This window comes from Treponema primitia ZAS-2, from assembly GCF_000214375.1.
In the GTDB taxonomy this organism is placed as follows: Bacteria; Spirochaetota; Spirochaetia; order Treponematales; family Breznakiellaceae; genus Termitinema; species Termitinema primitia.
On sequence record NC_015578.1, the window covers coordinates 3735492 to 3751779 of the forward strand.

Annotated in this window: 15 protein-coding genes; 10 read left to right on the forward strand and 5 right to left on the reverse strand. The window is 52.4% G+C overall.

Annotated elements, in window-relative coordinates; genetic code table 11:
• Positions 1 to 24 precede the first annotated feature (24 nt).
• From TREPR_RS16220 to TREPR_RS16265, 10 genes are all read left to right on the forward strand, one after another.
• Positions 25 to 1650 (forward strand): mannitol dehydrogenase family protein, encoded by a 1626-nt coding sequence (locus TREPR_RS16220; RefSeq protein ID WP_015709434.1) that lies wholly within the window; start codon positions 25 to 27, stop codon positions 1648 to 1650.
• 13 nt (positions 1651 to 1663) lie between these two features.
• A complete protein-coding gene (uxaC, locus tag TREPR_RS16225) occupies positions 1664 to 3136 on the forward strand; it encodes a glucuronate isomerase (protein WP_015709435.1) in 1473 nt (490 codons plus the stop codon).
• A complete protein-coding gene (locus TREPR_RS16230; RefSeq protein ID WP_015709436.1) occupies positions 3120 to 4100 on the forward strand; it encodes a bifunctional 4-hydroxy-2-oxoglutarate aldolase/2-dehydro-3-deoxy-phosphogluconate aldolase in 981 nt (326 codons plus the stop codon). The genes uxaC and TREPR_RS16230 overlap by 17 nt, the downstream gene beginning before the upstream one ends.
• 145 nt (positions 4101 to 4245) lie before the next feature.
• A complete protein-coding gene (locus TREPR_RS16235; protein WP_015709437.1) occupies positions 4246 to 5268 on the forward strand; it encodes a sugar kinase in 1023 nt (340 codons plus the stop codon).
• Between the two features lie 76 nt (positions 5269 to 5344).
• On the forward strand, positions 5345 to 6139 hold the full coding sequence (locus TREPR_RS16240) for a cupredoxin domain-containing protein (protein ID WP_015709438.1): 795 nt from the start codon (positions 5345 to 5347) through the stop codon (positions 6137 to 6139).
• A gap of 26 nt (positions 6140 to 6165) precedes the next feature.
• On the forward strand, positions 6166 to 6873 hold the full coding sequence (locus tag TREPR_RS16245; RefSeq protein WP_015709439.1) for a hypothetical protein: 708 nt from the start codon (positions 6166 to 6168) through the stop codon (positions 6871 to 6873).
• 19 nt (positions 6874 to 6892) lie between these two features.
• Positions 6893 to 9349: a heavy metal translocating P-type ATPase gene (locus TREPR_RS16250; RefSeq protein ID WP_015709440.1), complete on the forward strand. Its 2457-nt coding sequence runs from the start codon at positions 6893 to 6895 to the stop codon at positions 9347 to 9349.
• 25 nt (positions 9350 to 9374) lie between these two features.
• Entirely contained in the window at positions 9375 to 9575 is a 201-nt protein-coding gene (locus TREPR_RS16255; protein ID WP_015709441.1) for a cation transporter, read from the forward strand.
• Complete coding sequence (locus TREPR_RS16260; protein ID WP_015709442.1) at positions 9572 to 10300, forward strand: response regulator transcription factor; 729 nt, start codon at positions 9572 to 9574, stop codon at positions 10298 to 10300. The genes TREPR_RS16255 and TREPR_RS16260 overlap by 4 nt, the downstream gene beginning before the upstream one ends.
• On the forward strand, positions 10297 to 11703 hold the full coding sequence (locus tag TREPR_RS16265) for a sensor histidine kinase (RefSeq protein WP_015709443.1): 1407 nt from the start codon (positions 10297 to 10299) through the stop codon (positions 11701 to 11703). The genes TREPR_RS16260 and TREPR_RS16265 overlap by 4 nt, the downstream gene beginning before the upstream one ends.
• Before the next feature lie 17 nt (positions 11704 to 11720).
• On the opposite strand, the gene TREPR_RS16270 is transcribed toward TREPR_RS16265, so the two are convergent.
• The 5 genes from TREPR_RS16270 to TREPR_RS16290 all read right to left on the reverse strand — a co-directional run bounded on the left by TREPR_RS16270 (position 11721) and on the right by TREPR_RS16290 (position 16220).
• Positions 11721 to 12386 carry a FecR family protein gene (locus TREPR_RS16270; protein WP_015709444.1) on the reverse strand — a complete coding sequence of 222 codons (666 nt, stop codon included), beginning with the start codon at positions 12384 to 12386 and terminating at the stop codon, positions 11721 to 11723.
• A gap of 19 nt (positions 12387 to 12405) precedes the next feature.
• Positions 12406 to 13683, reverse strand: a complete 1278-nt coding sequence (locus tag TREPR_RS16275) for a hypothetical protein (protein ID WP_015709445.1) — start codon at positions 13681 to 13683, stop codon at positions 12406 to 12408.
• Positions 13684 to 13685: 2 nt separating this feature from the next.
• Entirely contained in the window at positions 13686 to 14234 is a 549-nt protein-coding gene (locus tag TREPR_RS16280; RefSeq protein ID WP_015709446.1) for a hypothetical protein, read from the reverse strand.
• 13 nt (positions 14235 to 14247) lie between these two features.
• Positions 14248 to 15819, reverse strand: coding sequence for a hypothetical protein (locus TREPR_RS16285; protein ID WP_041611262.1), 1572 nt, complete (start codon positions 15817 to 15819; stop codon positions 14248 to 14250).
• Positions 15820 to 15992: 173 nt separating this feature from the next.
• Positions 15993 to 16220, reverse strand: a complete 228-nt coding sequence (locus TREPR_RS16290) for a hypothetical protein (protein WP_148257356.1) — start codon at positions 16218 to 16220, stop codon at positions 15993 to 15995.
• Positions 16221 to 16288 lie beyond the last annotated feature (68 nt).

Genomic DNA, 16288 nt, shown 5'->3' on the forward strand with positions numbered 1-16288 from the left:
TTTTGTTGAACCCAGAGGTGGGATATGCTTTTATTAAATAAAAAAACTGTGAAAGAACAGAAAGTAGAATTTGAAAAGGCAGGGATCAGGGTCCCGGATTTTGATATCAATGCCCTGGGGAAGCGCAGTTTTGATGCGCCGGTCTGGGTGCATTTCAGCGTAGGAAACCTGTTTAAGGCCTACCATGCCATGCTGGCCCAGCGGCTTATAGAAATGGGCGCCATGGATCGCGGCATTATTGCCGTCGCACCTTTCGACCACGAGCTTATAAAAAAGGTATTCCTGCCCCATGACAATCTGTACATACATGTGACCATGAAGGCCGATAGCAGCCTTGAAAAGTCTGTCGTCGCCAGTGTTACCGAGGCGCTTGCTGCGGACAGCGCCGATCCTGCCCAGTGGGAACGGCTAAGGGCGATTTTTTGCGCCCTCAGTTTGCAGATAGTATCTCTGTCAATTACCGAGAAGGGCTATGATCTCAGGAATATGGACGGTTCATTCAAACCGGAAATTCTGAAGGAATTTGAAGCAGGCCCTGCCGCCCCGGTTCACGGGATGACCAAGCTTACCGCGCTGCTGTACGAGCGTTATACCAGGGGAAGCGGTCGGCCCCTGGCCCTGGTTAGTACCGACAACTTTTCCCATAATGGGGATAAGCTCAAGGCCGCAATATTGGCGGTAGCCGGAGAATGGAAGGCCCGATCCTTTGTGGATCAGGGCTTTGTAAACTGGCTCTCGGATCCGGCAAAGGCTGCATTTCCCCTCACCATGATAGATAAGATAACCCCTTATCCATCAGAAAAAGTGCGGGATCAACTTGAAGCGATAGGCCTTGGAGGTATGGAAATAGTCGATACCGGCGGACATTCAGCGAACGCTCCCTTTGTAAATACCGAAGAAGCGGAGTACCTGGTAATTGAAGACGCTTTCCCCAATGGGCGCCCTCCCCTTGAAAAGGCCGGAGTTTATTTTACAGACAGGGCAACCGTTGATAAGGTTGAGAAAATGAAGGTCTGCACTTGCCTCAACCCGCTCCATACGGCCCTTGCGATTTTTGGCTGTCTGTTGGGCTACAGTTCTATTGCTGCTGAAATGAAGGACCCGGACCTGGTAACCCTGGTTAGAAAAATAGCCTATGATGAGGGGATGCCGGTGGTTACCGATCCTGGTATCATAAAGCCCGCAGATTTCGTACGGGAGGTGCTTGAAAAACGTTTTTCCAATCCCAATATCCCCGACACCCCCCAGCGTATAGCCACAGACACTTCCCAGAAACTGGGCATACGTTTCGGTGAGACCATCAAGCTGTATACCCTGAATCCGGCGCTTGATATTAAAAAACTGGTCCTGATCCCCCTGGTTTTAGCGGCCTGGTGCCGGTATTTACTTGGCCTTGATGATCAGGGCAAGGCTTTTGCCCCCAGCCCTGATCCCCTGCTGGTAAATTTACAGGAAGCCCTGGAAGGGGTCGCCTTGGGAAATCCCGGTTCGGCGGCAGGAAAACTAAGGCCCATTCTTTCCAACCAGAAAATATTTGCGGTAAATCTGTATGATGTAGGACTGGGTAAACCTGTGGAAAGCTATTTCGCAGAATTGCTGACCGGGCCAGGGGCAGTGAGAAAAACACTGCAAAAATATCTGGAATACTAAGAGCGAGAGTAAAATGAAAACGATTTTTATGGACGGGAATTTTCTTCTTTCAACAGAAATAAGCAGGAAGCTCTATCATGAGGCTGCGGCGGGGGAGCCGATCTTTGACTATCACTGCCACCTCAACCCTAAGGAGATCGCGGAAAATCGCCGCTTTGCAAACCTGAGCGAAATTTGGCTGGCCGGAGACCACTATAAATGGCGGGTCATGCGGGCTAACGGCATTGATGAGCGGCTTATCACCGGGGATGCCGACCCCTACGACAAATTCCTCGCCTGGGCAGAAACAGTTCCCCGGCTTTTAGGGAACCCCCTCTACCATTGGAGTCACCTGGAACTACAGCGTTACTTTGATATTTATGAACCATTGAGTAAAGCCAATGCCCCCCAAGTCTGGAATGCGGCTAATGAAAAACTGAAAAATGACGAGGCCCTTTCGGTGTACGGGATTTTCCGCCGCTTTAAGGTGTATGCCGTGGGAACCACCGACGATCCTGCGGATGGCCTTGAATGGCATGATACAATCAGTGCCGCTGGGAAAACAGAAACAAAGGTATTACCATCATTTAGACCGGATCGGGCTTTAAATGTTGAGAAACCGGATTTTCCTGAATATATAAACCACCTTGGAAAAGCTGCGGGGAAGAATATCACTAATATTGATGATCTGCTTGCTGTTTTGCGGGATCGGATAAATTTCTTTGATAAACATGGCTGTTGTGCGGCGGATCACGGTCTTGAATATCTGCCCTTTGAGACCGCAAGGGACGGAAGTACAGGATCCCAGTGGGAAAAAGAGGCAGGAGCCGTCTTCGCTAAGGCTCTTTCCGGCGGAACTGCGGATAGGCAGGAAGTCGAGTCCTTCAAGACCTTTGTCCTCTGTTTTCTTGCCGGGGAATACCATGACCACGACTGGGCCATGCAGCTGCACCTCTCCGCCCTGCGGACCATCAATACCCCTATGCTCAAGATACTTGGACCTGATACAGGTTACGATGTGGTCCACGATCATCCGGTAGCCGCCAAACTTTCCCGGCTCCTGGATACGGTGGAAGAACGGGGTAAACTCCCAAAGGTCATTCTCTATAGTCTCAATCCCAAGGATTTTTATCCCCTAGCCACGGTGATGGGATCTTTTCAAGGTGACGGCATACCTGGTAAAATGCAGCTTGGTTCGGCATGGTGGTTTCTGGATCATCGGGATGGCATGGAAAACCAGATGCGGCTTCTGGCCAATACGGGGCTGCTCTCCCGTTTTGTGGGGATGCTTACCGATTCCCGCAGCTTCCTTTCCTATCCCCGGCACGAATACTTCCGCCGTATACTCTGTAACCTCATAGGCGGCTGGGCTGAAAACGGCGAAGTCCCGGATGATTTCTTCCTTCTGGGAGACATGGTAAGGGATATCTCTTTCAGAAATGCTTTGCGATACTTTGAAAATAGTAATAATAGTAATAAAGGAGTTTATTATGGAAAAAATAATTGAAGAATTGGGAAAGATCGGAATAGTTCCGGTAATCAAAATTGACGATGTTGAAAAGTCGGTTCCCCTGGCAAAGGCCCTAATCGCCGGAGGCATTCCCTGCGCGGAGGTCACCTTCAGGACTGCCGAAGGGGAAGAGGCCATACGCCGCATAAACGCTGAGGTTCCCGATATCCTGCTTGGGGCGGGTACGGTACTAAGTACCGATCAGGTTGACCGGGCGATTAACGCGGGGGCGAAGTTTATTGTGAGTCCGGGATTCAACCCGAAGGTTGTGGCCTACTGTATTAAAAAAGGAATCCCCATAGTGCCCGGCTGCTCTAATCCTTCAGATATTGAACAGGCCCTTGAATTTGGCCTTGATGTGATAAAATTTTTCCCTGCGGAACAGTCCGGGGGGCTTGAGTATATCAAAGCCATTGCCGCTCCCTATACCCAGCTCAGATTCATGCCCACCGGGGGAATAAACCAGAATAATATTGCTAAATATACCGGCTATGAGCGGATAGTGGCCTGCGGAGGTTCCTGGATGGTCGGCGCGGACCTTATAAACACCGGGGATTTTGATCGGATAACCCAGCTCTGCAAAGAGGCGGTTCAGGCGGTTCTGGGATTTTCAGTTGCCCATTTTGGTATCAACACTAAAAATGCAGAAACGGCGCTTAAAGCAGCAAATCTGTTCAGCGCCCTTTTCGGGTTTACCCTTAAAGATGGTAATTCGTCGATCTTTGCCAGTGACAATATAGAGATCATGAAAGAAACCGGCCTGGGCGCCAACGGCCATATAGGCATCGGGACTAACAGTTTACTCCGGGCTATTGCCTGGTTTGAACGGCAGGGTATAAAATTTAACCCGGGCAGCGCCAAAAAAGACAATAAGGGTAACATAACGGTGATCTATCTGGAAGAAGAAATCGCCGGATTTGCGGTACATTTGGTACAAAGAAAATCAACAACCTCGCCCTAAAAGCTCCCCTGCGAAAGCAGGTTCTTAGGTATGTTGTTCTTATAAGGTATTTGTATTCGGGGTTTAATACCCTTTTTACGCGCCCTAAAGGGCGGGGTATTAAACCCCTCAACACGAATAAAAAATTAATTATCAGGAGATTATCATGGGAAAGATCGTTACTTTTGGTGAAATTATGCTGCGCCTTGCCCCGGAAGGGTATTACCGTTTTGTCCAGGCATCCAGCTACGGCGCTACCTACGGCGGCGGGGAGGCCAATGTGGCGGTGTCCCTGGCGAACTTTGGCGCCGATGCCGCCTTTGTTACTAAACTGCCGAAACACGAAATCGGCCAGGGGGCGGTGAACAGTCTGCGACAGTTCGGTGTGGACACATCGAAGATAGTTCGTGGGGGCAGCCGGGTGGGCATTTATTTTCTGGAGAAGGGCGCTTCCCAGCGGGCTTCCAAGGTTATCTATGACCGCGCGGGTTCCGCCATTGCAACTGCGGAGCTGAAGGACTTTGACTGGCCCTCTATCTTTGAAGGGGTTTCCTGGTTTCACTTTACGGGAATTACCCCGGCTCTGGGGGATACGGTGGCGGCTATTACCCTGGAAGCCTGCAAAACCGCAAAGGCCAGGGGAATTACGGTCTCCTGCGATCTTAATTACCGGAAAAACCTCTGGTCCCGTGAAAAGGCAGGAGAGGTGATGGCAGGCCTCATGCCCTTTGTGGATCTGTGTATTGCCAATGAGGAGGACGCATCGGATGTGTTTGGTATTCACGCCCGGAACAGCGATATTAACTCCGGCAAGATCAACCGTGAAGGCTACCAGGAAGTGGCCAAGGCTCTGACGGAAAGATTCGGATTCAAGAAAGTCGCAATAACCCTGCGGGAATCTTTTTCCGCCAATGATAATAACTGGGCAGCCATGCTCTACGTTGACGGAACAGCGTATTTCTCAAAAAAATACCCGGTTCATATCGTGGACAGAGTAGGAGGCGGCGACAGTTTTGGCGCCGGGCTTATCTATGGAACATTACAGGCTTATGCTCCCCAGGAAACGGTAGAATTTGCAGTAGCCGCAAGCTGCCTGAAACATTCCATTGAGGGCGACTTTAACCAGATTTCGGTGGAAGAAGTAACGAAGCTTGCCGGAGGTGACGCCTCAGGGCGGGTACAGCGCTAAACAATTTTGCCTAACTCCATAATATCTACAAATTCCCGGTATATACTTACCTCAGAAACAATGAGGAAGGTGTCAGATGAAAAGAAATATCGCCCTATATGGACTCCTGATGGCCCTGGTTTTAATCCTCCCGGGCTGCAGCCGGGGTAATTCGGCAAAATCCCTAGATTTCGCCGTCAAAACCGGGGTGGCAGTCCCCAGTAACAGGGCTGGTCAAACTGCAGGAAACCCGGTGAACAGGATACCCGTTGCCGCGCCCGCCGCGCCTTACCGGAACCCGGCGGTGATAGACGGCGCCGGACAAAGCATCGCCACCACATTCACCTCCCGCCGCTATGCGCCCATCACGGTGCAGGCGGGAATCCCGGTCAAGTGGACCATCAAGGTGGAGCCGGGAAACCTGACCGGCTGCAATAACGCAATAATAATCCCGAAGTTCAAAATTAGGCAGCGTTTGCAGGTCGGGGAAACGGTGGTGGAGTTTACCCCCACTGAAACCGGGAATATCGCCTATTCTTGCTGGATGGGGATGATACGAAGCGTCATCACCGTGGTGGATGACTTGGCCGCTGAAAGCTCAGGATCCTTCCAGCCGGCCCTGTACCGGCCCGGGGAGGCGGTATTGCGGACTGCGGCCCTTGGGCCTCGTGGGGATTCCGCCCTTGAAGAGGATGAAGATGATTTTTCCGGCTTTGGTGGGTCTGGTGGTTGTTGCGGGGCCGGGGGGTTTGCCCTTGAAGGGGACGATCCTTACTTGGATCAGGATGACGGTTACGCCTGGAACCAGGATGATTTTGATGATCCGGGGGATGCCCTTGCCCAAAACGGATTCGGCGGTGGTTGCTGTGGCGGCGGTTCGAGAAGACTTTAAAAAAATACATCAATAAGGATAAATGAATGAAAAAATGCGTATTATTAATTGTAGGGGCCCTGCTGGTTTTGGCGGGCTGCAACCGGGCACAGACCGGGAGCAGGGAGTCCGATGAGGCCCTGGAGGCGTTTAATGCCATAGTCAAGGCAAACCTGGGGCGAAAGGGCTACCATGATGCCCTCAAGCATTGGGGGCTTTCCCTGCCCGGGGGTGGGAAGTTCGAGTGGACCAAGGATACCGGGGCGAACAACATCGACTTTGCAATGGTGATCCCTGCGGAGCCTTTTATCCGGGCGGGACTGGATGTGACGCGCCTTGATGGGTCAGGCTATGTGTTCCAGGCCTCTAAAACCGAGGGCGGGGAGGTCTTGCCGGACTTGTTATTGCATCCTTACAACGTAAGTGATAAAAAGGAGAGTGCCCAAGGTTCAGAAGACGCCTTCAGACGTATCCTCAAGCAGAAGAACAGCCTGGTTAAGTACCACGGGGATTTGCAGCATTACCGGCTTTTCCTCTTTAATGAGGGGGAGACGCCCTTTGAGGTGCAGTGGACGGAAAAACTGGGACTGAACGATGCGGATATCATCTTTGTGATCCCTGCGGACCCTTTGATCCGGGCAGGGCTTGATATTGCGAGGCTGGACAGCGGCTGGTTTTTTAAGGAAGCTGCCGGGGACACCGGCATGGGGGCCAGCCCCAACCAACTAGTGGAAGTTTATTCACTGGCAAATTAACATTTAAAAGGGGGACGGCATGACAAATAAAGTTTTAGCAATAGAAGGGATGACCTGCGCAGCCTGTGCAAAGACTGTAGAACGGGTGACGAAAAAGCTGCCCGGTGTGAGCGAAGCCAATGTGAACCTGGCTACAGAAAAACTCTCCATCAGTTTTAATGACGGTGAACTCACCATAAAGACTATCCAGGATGCAGTCGCCAAGGCGGGGTACAAGGCCCTGACCCAGTCGGTGAGCAAGGTCTTCAATATCCAAGGGATGACCTGCGCGGTCTGCGCAAAGACCATAGAACGGGTGACAAAAAAACTTTCCGGGGTGGAAGAGGCCAATGTAAACCTGGCCACGGAAAAGCTCAACATCCGCTTTGACCCGGAACTGCTGACCACGGCCATTATCAAGACCGCAATTACCAAGGCGGGCTACAAGGCTCTGGAGGATGCGGATGAAGGGGAACTTACAGGGAGAAAGCAGGGGGAGATCAGCAGCCTGCGGAACAGGTTCATCACCTCTGCGGTTTTTGCGGCTCCCTTGTTGCTCATTGCCATGATACCCATGATTCTGGAAGCCCTGGGGGTCATGCTTCCGGGCTTTCTCAACACCATGCGTTACCCCAAACAGTACGCACTGATACAATTCCTGCTCTGTACCCCGGTGATCATCGTGGGGCGGCGCTATTATACCGTAGGTTTCCGCAATCTGATTAAACTCAGCCCCAACATGGATTCCCTTATTGCCATCGGTACCTCCGCCGCTTACATCTACAGTTTCTACGGGGTGTACCAGATATTTTTCAATGGCAATGTAGACTATGAACTGTACTTTGAAGGGGCCGCAGTAATCCTGGCCCTGATCACCCTGGGCAAATACATGGAAGCAGTATCCAAGGGCAAGACCTCGGAGGCGATTAAGAAACTTATCGGCCTGGCGCCGAAACAGGCCTCGGTTATCCGGGAGGGCGTGGAGCTGCTGGTCCCCATTGACGAAGTAGAAGTGGGGGACATCGTGGTGGTACGCCCGGGTGAACGGTTCCCTGTGGACGGTATTGTCACCGAAGGGCTTACCGCGGTGGATGAATCCATGCTCACCGGGGAAAGTATCCCGGTGGAGAAAAAAACCGGCGATACAGTGATTGGCGCCAGCATCAATAAAAACGGTTCGGTGCATTACCGGGCGACCCGGGTTGGCAAGGATACTGCCCTGGCCCAGATCATCCGGCTGGTGGAAAATGCCCAGGGGTCCAAGGCCCCCATTGCCCGGCTAGCGGACATCATCTCAGGCTACTTTGTGCCTGTAGTAATGGTGTTGGCCCTTATCGGCGCCGGGGCGTGGTTCTTCTCCGGGGAAACCTTTGCCTTTTCCATCACCATCCTGATCTCGGTGCTGGTTATCGCCTGCCCCTGCGCTCTGGGCCTGGCTACCCCCACGGCGATCATGGTGGGTACCGGCAAGGGCGCCCAGTACGGTGTGCTGATTAAAAGCGGGGTCGCCCTGGAGACGGCCCACAAGATCCGCGTGGTGGTGCTGGACAAGACCGGGACCATCACTGAAGGCCGGCCCAAGGTGACAGATATACTGACCGCAGCGGGTGGCCCTGATGAGGCGGACCTGCTCAGACTTGCCGCTTCCGGCGAAAAGGGCAGCGAGCATCCCCTGGGAGAGTCCATAGTCAGGGCTGCTGAAGAACGGCACTTAGAGTTATTGCAAGTGGAACAGTTCCAAGCGGTTCCTGGCCAGGGTATCCACGCCACCATTCAGGGGAAGGCGGTGCTGCTGGGTAATCAGAAACTCATGGCGGAGAATAGCATCCCCCTGGAGAGCGTCGCTTCTGAGGCGGAGCGTCTTGCCGGGGAAGGGAAGACACCCATGTTTGTGGCGGTGGACGGCGCCTTCGGGGGCATCATCGCCGTGGCGGACACGGTGAAGGAGACCAGCGCCGAAGCGGTGGAACGGCTCCACCGGCTGGGGGTCAAGGTGGCGATGATCACCGGGGACAACAAACGCACCGCCGCTGCTATCGCCAAACAGGTAGGTATCGACACGGTCCTGGCGGAGGTGCTGCCGGAAGATAAGGCGGCGGAGGTGAAGAAGCTCCAGGACAGCGGTAAGAAGACCGCCATGGTGGGGGACGGGATCAACGATGCCCCGGCCCTGGCCCAGGCTGATGTAGGTATGGCTATCGGGTCCGGCACGGATATTGCCATGGAGTCCGCAGATATAGTGCTCATGAAAAGCGATCTTCGGGATGTAGCCACCGCCATTGAACTTTCCCGCAAGACCATCGTGAACATCAAGCAAAACCTCTTCTGGGCCTTTGCCTACAATACCCTGGGGATCCCCATTGCCATGGGCGCCCTCTTCCTGCTGGGCGGGCCCCTGCTCAATCCTATGATCGCCGCCCTGGCCATGAGCCTTTCCTCGGTGTCCGTGGTGAGTAATGCCTTGCGTTTAAGGGGTTTTAAGCCCTCGAAATTATAGTATAATGAGATTGAAGGAGTACAAGATGAAAACACTGTTGAAAATTGATGGAATGTCCTGCGACCATTGCGTCAAGCATGTTAAGGATGCCCTGGAGGAAGTGGCGGGGGTTGGTTCCGCCAAGGTAAGCCTTAAGGACAATTCCGCCGATGTGGAACACGGAGATGCCGTGACCCTGGACAGCCTGAAAGCCGCGGTGGTAGAAGCGGGTTACGCAGTAGTTTGAACACCGTCCTTGTGGTAGATGATGAGGCAAAGATACTCGACATTGTAAAGTCTTACCTGGAAAAAAGCGGGTACCGGGCGTTAACCGCTGGAACCGGCAAAGAAGCTCTGGCGGCGCTGCGGAGTAATAAGGTATCCCTGCTGCTGCTGGATCTGATGCTGCCCGATTTTTCCGGGGAAGAACTTTGCCGGAAGGTTCGCTCAGAGTCGGACATGCCCATCATCATGATGACCGCCAAAGTTGATGAGGAGAGCATCATCCGCGGACTCCGCATCGGTGCGGATGACTACGTTACCAAACCTTTCAGCCCCCGTCAGCTTATGGCCCGGGTTGCGGCGGCTTTGCGCCGGGCCGACGGCCCTTCCTCCGGAACTGGTCCCGGGGAAGGGCGCAACTTGCAACGAAGTTTCCCGCGCATTCTCTCCTGGGAAGCCTTGTCCGCTGATACTGGGAACCGGCGGGTAACCAAAAACGGGGCGACACTGCCCCTGACTCCCAACGAGTACAAAATACTGATCCTCCTCATGTCCCGGCCCCAGAAGATCTTTACCCGGGATGAGATTATCGACAGTATCAAGGGCGATGATTATGACGGCTTTGACCGGGCCATTGATTCCCATATCAAAAACCTCAGACAAAAAATTGAGGATGATCCCCGGTCACCCCGGTACATTCTGACAGTCTACGGAATGGGGTACCGGTTCGGCGGAGAAGACGGCTTATGATAAGTCTGCGGAACCGCCTGGTCCTGATCTATGCTTTGTTTATTTGCCTCTCAGTTTTACTGGTGGGTCTTATCATCAACCAGTTTGCAGGAAAACTCTTTACAGACTTTGTCACTGAAAATATCAACAGCGAAAGCAGGGAAATTATCAACTCCATAACAGATCAGTACGATCCGGGCACGAAAAGTTTTGATGTGATCAGCGTTGAAGCCATGGGGATGTACTTTGTCCACCGGGGATATATCATTTCCATTGAGGATACCCTGGGCGAAATAGTCTGGGACGCCCGGTCCTGCGATATGCAGCAATGCGCCATGGTGATCAACGAAATTGCTGATAGAATGGAGAGGGAGTATTCCATAGGCGGGGGTTTTCAGTTAATTCAATACCCCTTGGTCTACAACGATAGCCCTATCGGGCGTCTTAATATTGAAACCTACGGCCCTTTTTTTTACAGCGAAAATGAAGCTGCCTTTTTATCCGGCCTTAACAGGTTCCTGCTTGTTGCGGGGATTACTTTTGTACTCCTGAGTGTTCTGGTGTCCATCCTCCTGGCTGCGGGAATTTCAAAGCCGATTCTCAAAGCTGCAGAAGCTGCCCGGCATATTGCCGGAGGCGAGCTTTCGGCAAGAATACCCGACAGTTATACTATCCGTGAACTTCACGAACTTTCCAGATCGGTCAACGATCTGGCTTCAGCCCTGGAGAACGGAGAACGATGGCAAAAGCGGCTGACTTCGGATATTGCCCATGAACTGCGTACCCCCCTGACCTGCCTCCAGGGAAACATTGAGGCCATGATCGACGGGGTTTGGGAACCTACGGCAGAACGGCTGTCCAGTTGTTATGAAGAGATACGGCGGCTCAACAAGCTGGTAGAAGATTTGAACTTCCTCTCAATCCTTGAGCGGGACAATCTGATACTTCATAAAACTGAATTTGATTTGAACAAATTACTCAGTTCTGTTGTGGAACTATTCAAGCCGGAAGCCTTGGAAAAGGGTATAGAAATAACCCTTGTCAATTCCGGGAAACTGATGATTTCAGGCGATTATGACCGGCTGACCCAGGTGTTTATCAACCTGGTTTCAAATGCGATTAAATATACCGACCATGGCAGTGTTACTGTGGAAGCAGCAGCGAGCCTGAATGCCTCAGAAGGGTATTACTGCGAAGTGTCCGTAGCTGACACAGGGATAGGCATGGATGGAGAGGAGCTTTCCCACATCTTTGAGCGGTTTTACCGTTCCGATACATCCCGAAACCGCAACACCGGCGGTGCGGGGATTGGGCTTTCCATTGTTCAGACCATAGTAAAGGTCCATGGCGGGCAGATATTGGCGGAGAGCGAAAAAGGAAGGGGCAGCATTTTCAGGGTTCGCTTGGCCAGGGAACCGGATTAGTCTTTCAATGGATGCCCCTAGTCCCACGCAAACTCTATTCCCACAGTACCTGTGCCGGGTGAAATATCCCGGGTATTTCCCCTGAGCCCTGAACCGCTTCCCATGGGGTGGGGGAGGCTCAGGTTTTCTGCAGCGGCTTCAAAGGGGGATACCACCCGGCCTTCTATCTCATCCACATAACTCATTTCCCCGCCGGCTACAGGGACCTGAGTTCCGTTGATACGAGAGTACAGGACCTGCCCGTGAAGAACCCGGAGATTTACGGTATCAAATTCAAAGGATGTCCCCCGGACCGATGCAACCGCCGAAGGGCTTCTGATGGTAAAGTCGGTTCTCCCTCCGGAAGGAGGGGATACCTCTGCCCGGATCCTTCCGGTCTGGAGGGACAGGCTTATCGCTTCGCCCTCTTTATTCTGCAGTATTTCTTCCAGGCTTAAGCGGGTTAAAGGCCGCAGCATAACAATCGAATCCCCCAGGGAAATAACAGCGCTGCTTTTAAACCCCGATGAAATGAGGGTTGCTTTCTCTATCCGATCCCCGGGACCGGCGCGTACCCAAGTCCCATCCGGGCTCCGTATTTCCACCGTCCCGTTTACTTCCCAAAAAGTGCCAAAATCCTGGGCAAAGAGGATGCCCCCGGCGGATATAAAGATCAATACAAAAAAGCGGTTCCAGTATCCCATGATGTACCTCCCGGAATTTCTAAAATGAAAAAATGGTTTCTAAAGAGATCTGCCATTTCACGGCGGCATCTGAATTAAAAGCGTTCCCGGTTTGGGGTAGAAAAGCCCCGCCTTCCAGGACAAAGGAAAGGTCCGAAACCGGCGCCCAGATGAGGCTACCTGATACTTCCCCGCCCAAGAGTGGGGAAAGGGAAATCTGGTCCAGATCGAGATCAAAAAAAGTTTTTGTATCAGTTCGGAAAAAATAGACTGCCGAAACTTCCACAAAAAAGCTATTGAGGAGCTTCCGGGCATAACCGCCCTGTACCAGGGCAATACCCGAAAAAGCAGGCTGTAACACCCTGCCTATAGGAATGCTGTTTATGGGGAGAAAGGCCCCTATCCTATCGCTCCATACCCCGGATGAAAAAGATGCACCCAGGGTCAGACGATCATTGGCGGCACTCGGGGGAAACCAGATCAGACCGGTTTGTGCGGCAAAGCTGAACGGCAGAGGCCCGCTCCTGTCCTCAAGTAAACCCAGAATGAGTCCCAGATCCACAGTAAAATTACCCGGGAGAGGCGCTTTCAACATAACTTCCCCGTATTGGGAATGTATCCAATCATCCTTCCCATTCAAATCAAACTGGCCTAGTACGCTCAGATCAAAAACGCCCCCTGAATTGAACAGGCTATTAATTTCCCAGCCTAAAGAAAAAACCATCCGTTTGGAAGCAAAATAAGTATCCCGATCAAAGTAGTTTGCAGAATCGCTGCTATTCATGGCAATATAGGCAGTCTTTTTGTAGAGTAGCCCGGTATAAAAGGCTCCGGCAGATAAACGGGTATTCCCCGGATGCCAAGCTACTGAAACACCGTCAATAAGTCCGTCCAATATGCTGTGCAAAGGTTCCTGATAGAGGATTCGCCCGACGTTGATACGCAGATTGGTTGCGAACCGGTAGGCCAATTCAAAGCGGTAAAGTTCCGGGATCGGCTGCCAGTACCAAGCTTGGAGCTTTGGTTCCGGTTGAAATTCATAGGGGGTCTCTTTTTCCCGTTTCATGGAAAATCCTCCGGAAAGGTAGAGATCTCCCTGTTCCCCCAGGGGAGCGGCGAACCAGGGGCTGATGGCGCCTGAGTATTCAAAATCGCCCTGGTCCTCTTCACCCCGGTTTTCGGTACTCTGTCCCCGCAAGACCAGGCCGAAATCCTGGGCGCCAACGGGACTTATTCCCAACAGGAATAACAGACCGAAAAGAAAAAAGCCCGCCCATTTATGGATACAGTAAAAAGGGTGATTACGAATATAAGTCATTTTCAGTCCCCCTGAGCCGACAGATCGGCGGTATTTTCCATACTGACTTTAGCCGGAGCGTTTTCCCCGGTATTTCCAACGCTAATTTTATTCGGAGAGATCTCCCCGGCATACTCAAGGGCCCGGCTCAGGATCCGCAGCAGCCGTTCACCGGAAACTTCCAGGGAAGCATAGGACCGGCCCTGCAGTACGTTTTGAGAAATCAACTCCCGGTAGGCGTAGCGGGGACCGGGAAAGATCGAATACATGAGGCCGCCCTTCAGGTCCAGGGACTGCATGATCAGGAAGGACACTGCCCCCAGGGTGATGGCTTCATCCGAACGGGCCTTTTTTGCGAGCCACCTATTTTCCTTTGCTAAACCGTAGGCTTCACCGGCGGATATCTCCACGGGAGCCGTTCCCGCCGCAGACAGGATAAGCCAGGCCGCATCCCCAGTACTGACCGCATCTACTACGAGAATCCGTTCAAGCTCCGCTGCAGTTTGGGCATGGGCGAAGGGGACAGAAAAAATAAAGGATAGGCAAAATAGTAACCCTATGTTTTTATTCATCTCTCAGCCTCCCTTAGGGCTCCGGAGCAGCCTGGGTCTGCCAGGACAGCGCCGGGTAGTCGTAGCCGGGTATCCACTTCCAATCAAGGCCGAAGCCGATCCCCCAGTTAAGCAAGGCCGTGTAGGCGCTTTCATTCGCCGCCCCGGTAAAATCGCTGCGGGATCGCGTGGTATTGCCATTCAAGATCATCGACTCAAGGTGTAGTTCTGAAACAGTATAATTGTTGACATAAAGGCCCGGTGTATCTTCTCTTCCGACAATTCCGTGGGTGCTGCCCGGGGTGCTGAGGGAGGAAACGCGGGTATTAAAGGCCGCACACCCTTCGACGACCCCATTAGAAGAAGTTCCTGCAATGCCCCCTGCAGCGGAACTAAGCCCTTCGGCGACAACGTCTCCCAGGGCGTAACAGTAGCGTATTTCGTCACCATATCCCGCGATGCCTCCTGCATACCCTCCTTGGCCTGGCCCCTTGACATTTACCTTTACCCAGGCATAGCAGCTATCTATGATGCTGCCGGATCCTGCGATTCCCCCCGCAATGGCAGACCCGCCGGAGATGACTTCCATGGTTCCCGAGACATAGCAGAGCGTAATACTTCCTGTGCCGGATGTTCCTGCCACGCCGCCTACAGTAGCACTATTGCTGGCGCCCGTGATTGTTCCCTTAATAACCCCGGTAAAGGAACTTTGTTTTATGGCGCCCATATTTTCCCCCGCAATGCCACCCAGGTATATTGAACCCGGGCCGGTATTGGAAAAATGGATATTCCCCAAAACCGTAATCCCCTCAATAATGGTACTATCTGCGGACCCTACAAGGCCGCCTAAATATTGGATGTCGTCGGAAATAATGGGTATTGATGAGGGCCCCAGATTACAGATCAGAGCCAGGTTTTTAATATGCCCCCCGTTGGTACGGCCAAAGAGGCCCAGGTATTGGGTCGGGGTATTTACAAAGCCATTAATAGTAATAGTGTGCCCCCTACCGTCAAATGAGGCTTTAAAGATACTGTCCTCTGCGCCTATGGGCGTCCAGGGCTGAGTCAGGGCTATATCGTTTTCCAGGATGAATTCTACTGCGCTGTCAGTTATGTACGGAATCCCCCAGGGCTCCGCAAGTCGCCGCAGTTCCGCCTCATTGTGGATATAGATACTCCCGGAGGCCGCATAGGCCACCTCGTAATCCGGATCCATCTGCATAGGAATTTTAGCGGCAAGTTCCTCCCCCGCCGTAACGACTATTTCTACGGTCCCGGAGCCCGCCAATACATTCGCCGTATCATAGGCCAAAACTTCAATGATCCATTTCCCCGGTTCCAGTGCGAGCATGAGGGTTTGATTTTCTTCCGCCACCAGGACTATGGTATTTTCAGCGCCTGTAAGGGTAATCCGGTACATAAGACTGCTGAGATTATCCTTGGATACAAGCGAGCGGGAAGAGCTGCCTGACTTGTCCGGCGCCGGGGAAGCCCTGCCCGGCATCTGCAGACTCAGGGTACCCTTGCCATAATCTGCTTCCGGGGGCAGGTCACAGGAAAGTACACTTAAAGCAAAAACGCATAATGCAGCCCCTTGAATCAACATACTCCACCGCAGAGCGACGGAGTATGTTGTTCTGTTGCGAATCAATCGAAATCCTACAACTACACTCAATAGCTTTTTCATACAGCCCTCGTGCTTTAACTATAGCCCGAAAGGCCCGAAGCCTTGTGTAGTATACTATTTTAAAATAGAGGCTCTTTCAAAACTTTCCGGTTTCATGTTCCTCGGACCCGTTGGGGCTTGGAGATGCCGTGCTTAAAGACATAGCCAACCCGGGAGGAAAAATCCCGGTATACCCGGAGCAGTACCGAAAGGTAGTACCCCACAAAGGGGGCGTAGTTGTTCTCCCCTTCGTGCCATTGGGCTGAACTTTCCACCAGGGATTCGTAGTATTGTTCCTTTGTTTCTTCAATCACCTTTTCAATGGAAATGTATTTCCCCACAATTGCCACGGATTGAATGGCATGCTAGGATAGGTACCAGGCATTTTTGCGGCGGTCATCCTGTTACC

Excerpts from the sequence above, each read along its gene's own strand:
- TREPR_RS16220 (WP_015709434.1), top strand. The coding sequence starts at position 25 with ATGCTTTTATTAAATAAAAAAACTGTGAAAGAACAGAAAGTAGAATTT.
- uxaC (WP_015709435.1), top strand. The coding sequence starts at position 1,664 with ATGAAAACGATTTTTATGGACGGGAATTTTCTTCTTTCAACAGAAATA.
- TREPR_RS16230 (WP_015709436.1), top strand. The coding sequence starts at position 3,120 with ATGGAAAAAATAATTGAAGAATTGGGAAAGATCGGAATAGTTCCGGTA.
- TREPR_RS16235 (WP_015709437.1), top strand. The coding sequence starts at position 4,246 with ATGGGAAAGATCGTTACTTTTGGTGAAATTATGCTGCGCCTTGCCCCG.
- TREPR_RS16240 (WP_015709438.1), top strand. The coding sequence starts at position 5,345 with ATGAAAAGAAATATCGCCCTATATGGACTCCTGATGGCCCTGGTTTTA.
- TREPR_RS16245 (WP_015709439.1), top strand. The coding sequence starts at position 6,166 with ATGAAAAAATGCGTATTATTAATTGTAGGGGCCCTGCTGGTTTTGGCG.
- TREPR_RS16250 (WP_015709440.1), top strand. The coding sequence starts at position 6,893 with ATGACAAATAAAGTTTTAGCAATAGAAGGGATGACCTGCGCAGCCTGT.
- TREPR_RS16255 (WP_015709441.1), top strand. The coding sequence starts at position 9,375 with ATGAAAACACTGTTGAAAATTGATGGAATGTCCTGCGACCATTGCGTC.
- TREPR_RS16265 (WP_015709443.1), top strand. The coding sequence starts at position 10,297 with ATGATAAGTCTGCGGAACCGCCTGGTCCTGATCTATGCTTTGTTTATT.
- TREPR_RS16270 (WP_015709444.1), bottom strand. The coding sequence starts at position 12,386 with ATGGGATACTGGAACCGCTTTTTTGTATTGATCTTTATATCCGCCGGG.
- TREPR_RS16275 (WP_015709445.1), bottom strand. The coding sequence starts at position 13,683 with ATGACTTATATTCGTAATCACCCTTTTTACTGTATCCATAAATGGGCG.
- TREPR_RS16280 (WP_015709446.1), bottom strand. The coding sequence starts at position 14,234 with ATGAATAAAAACATAGGGTTACTATTTTGCCTATCCTTTATTTTTTCT.
- TREPR_RS16285 (WP_041611262.1), bottom strand. The coding sequence starts at position 15,819 with ATGTTGATTCAAGGGGCTGCATTATGCGTTTTTGCTTTAAGTGTACTT.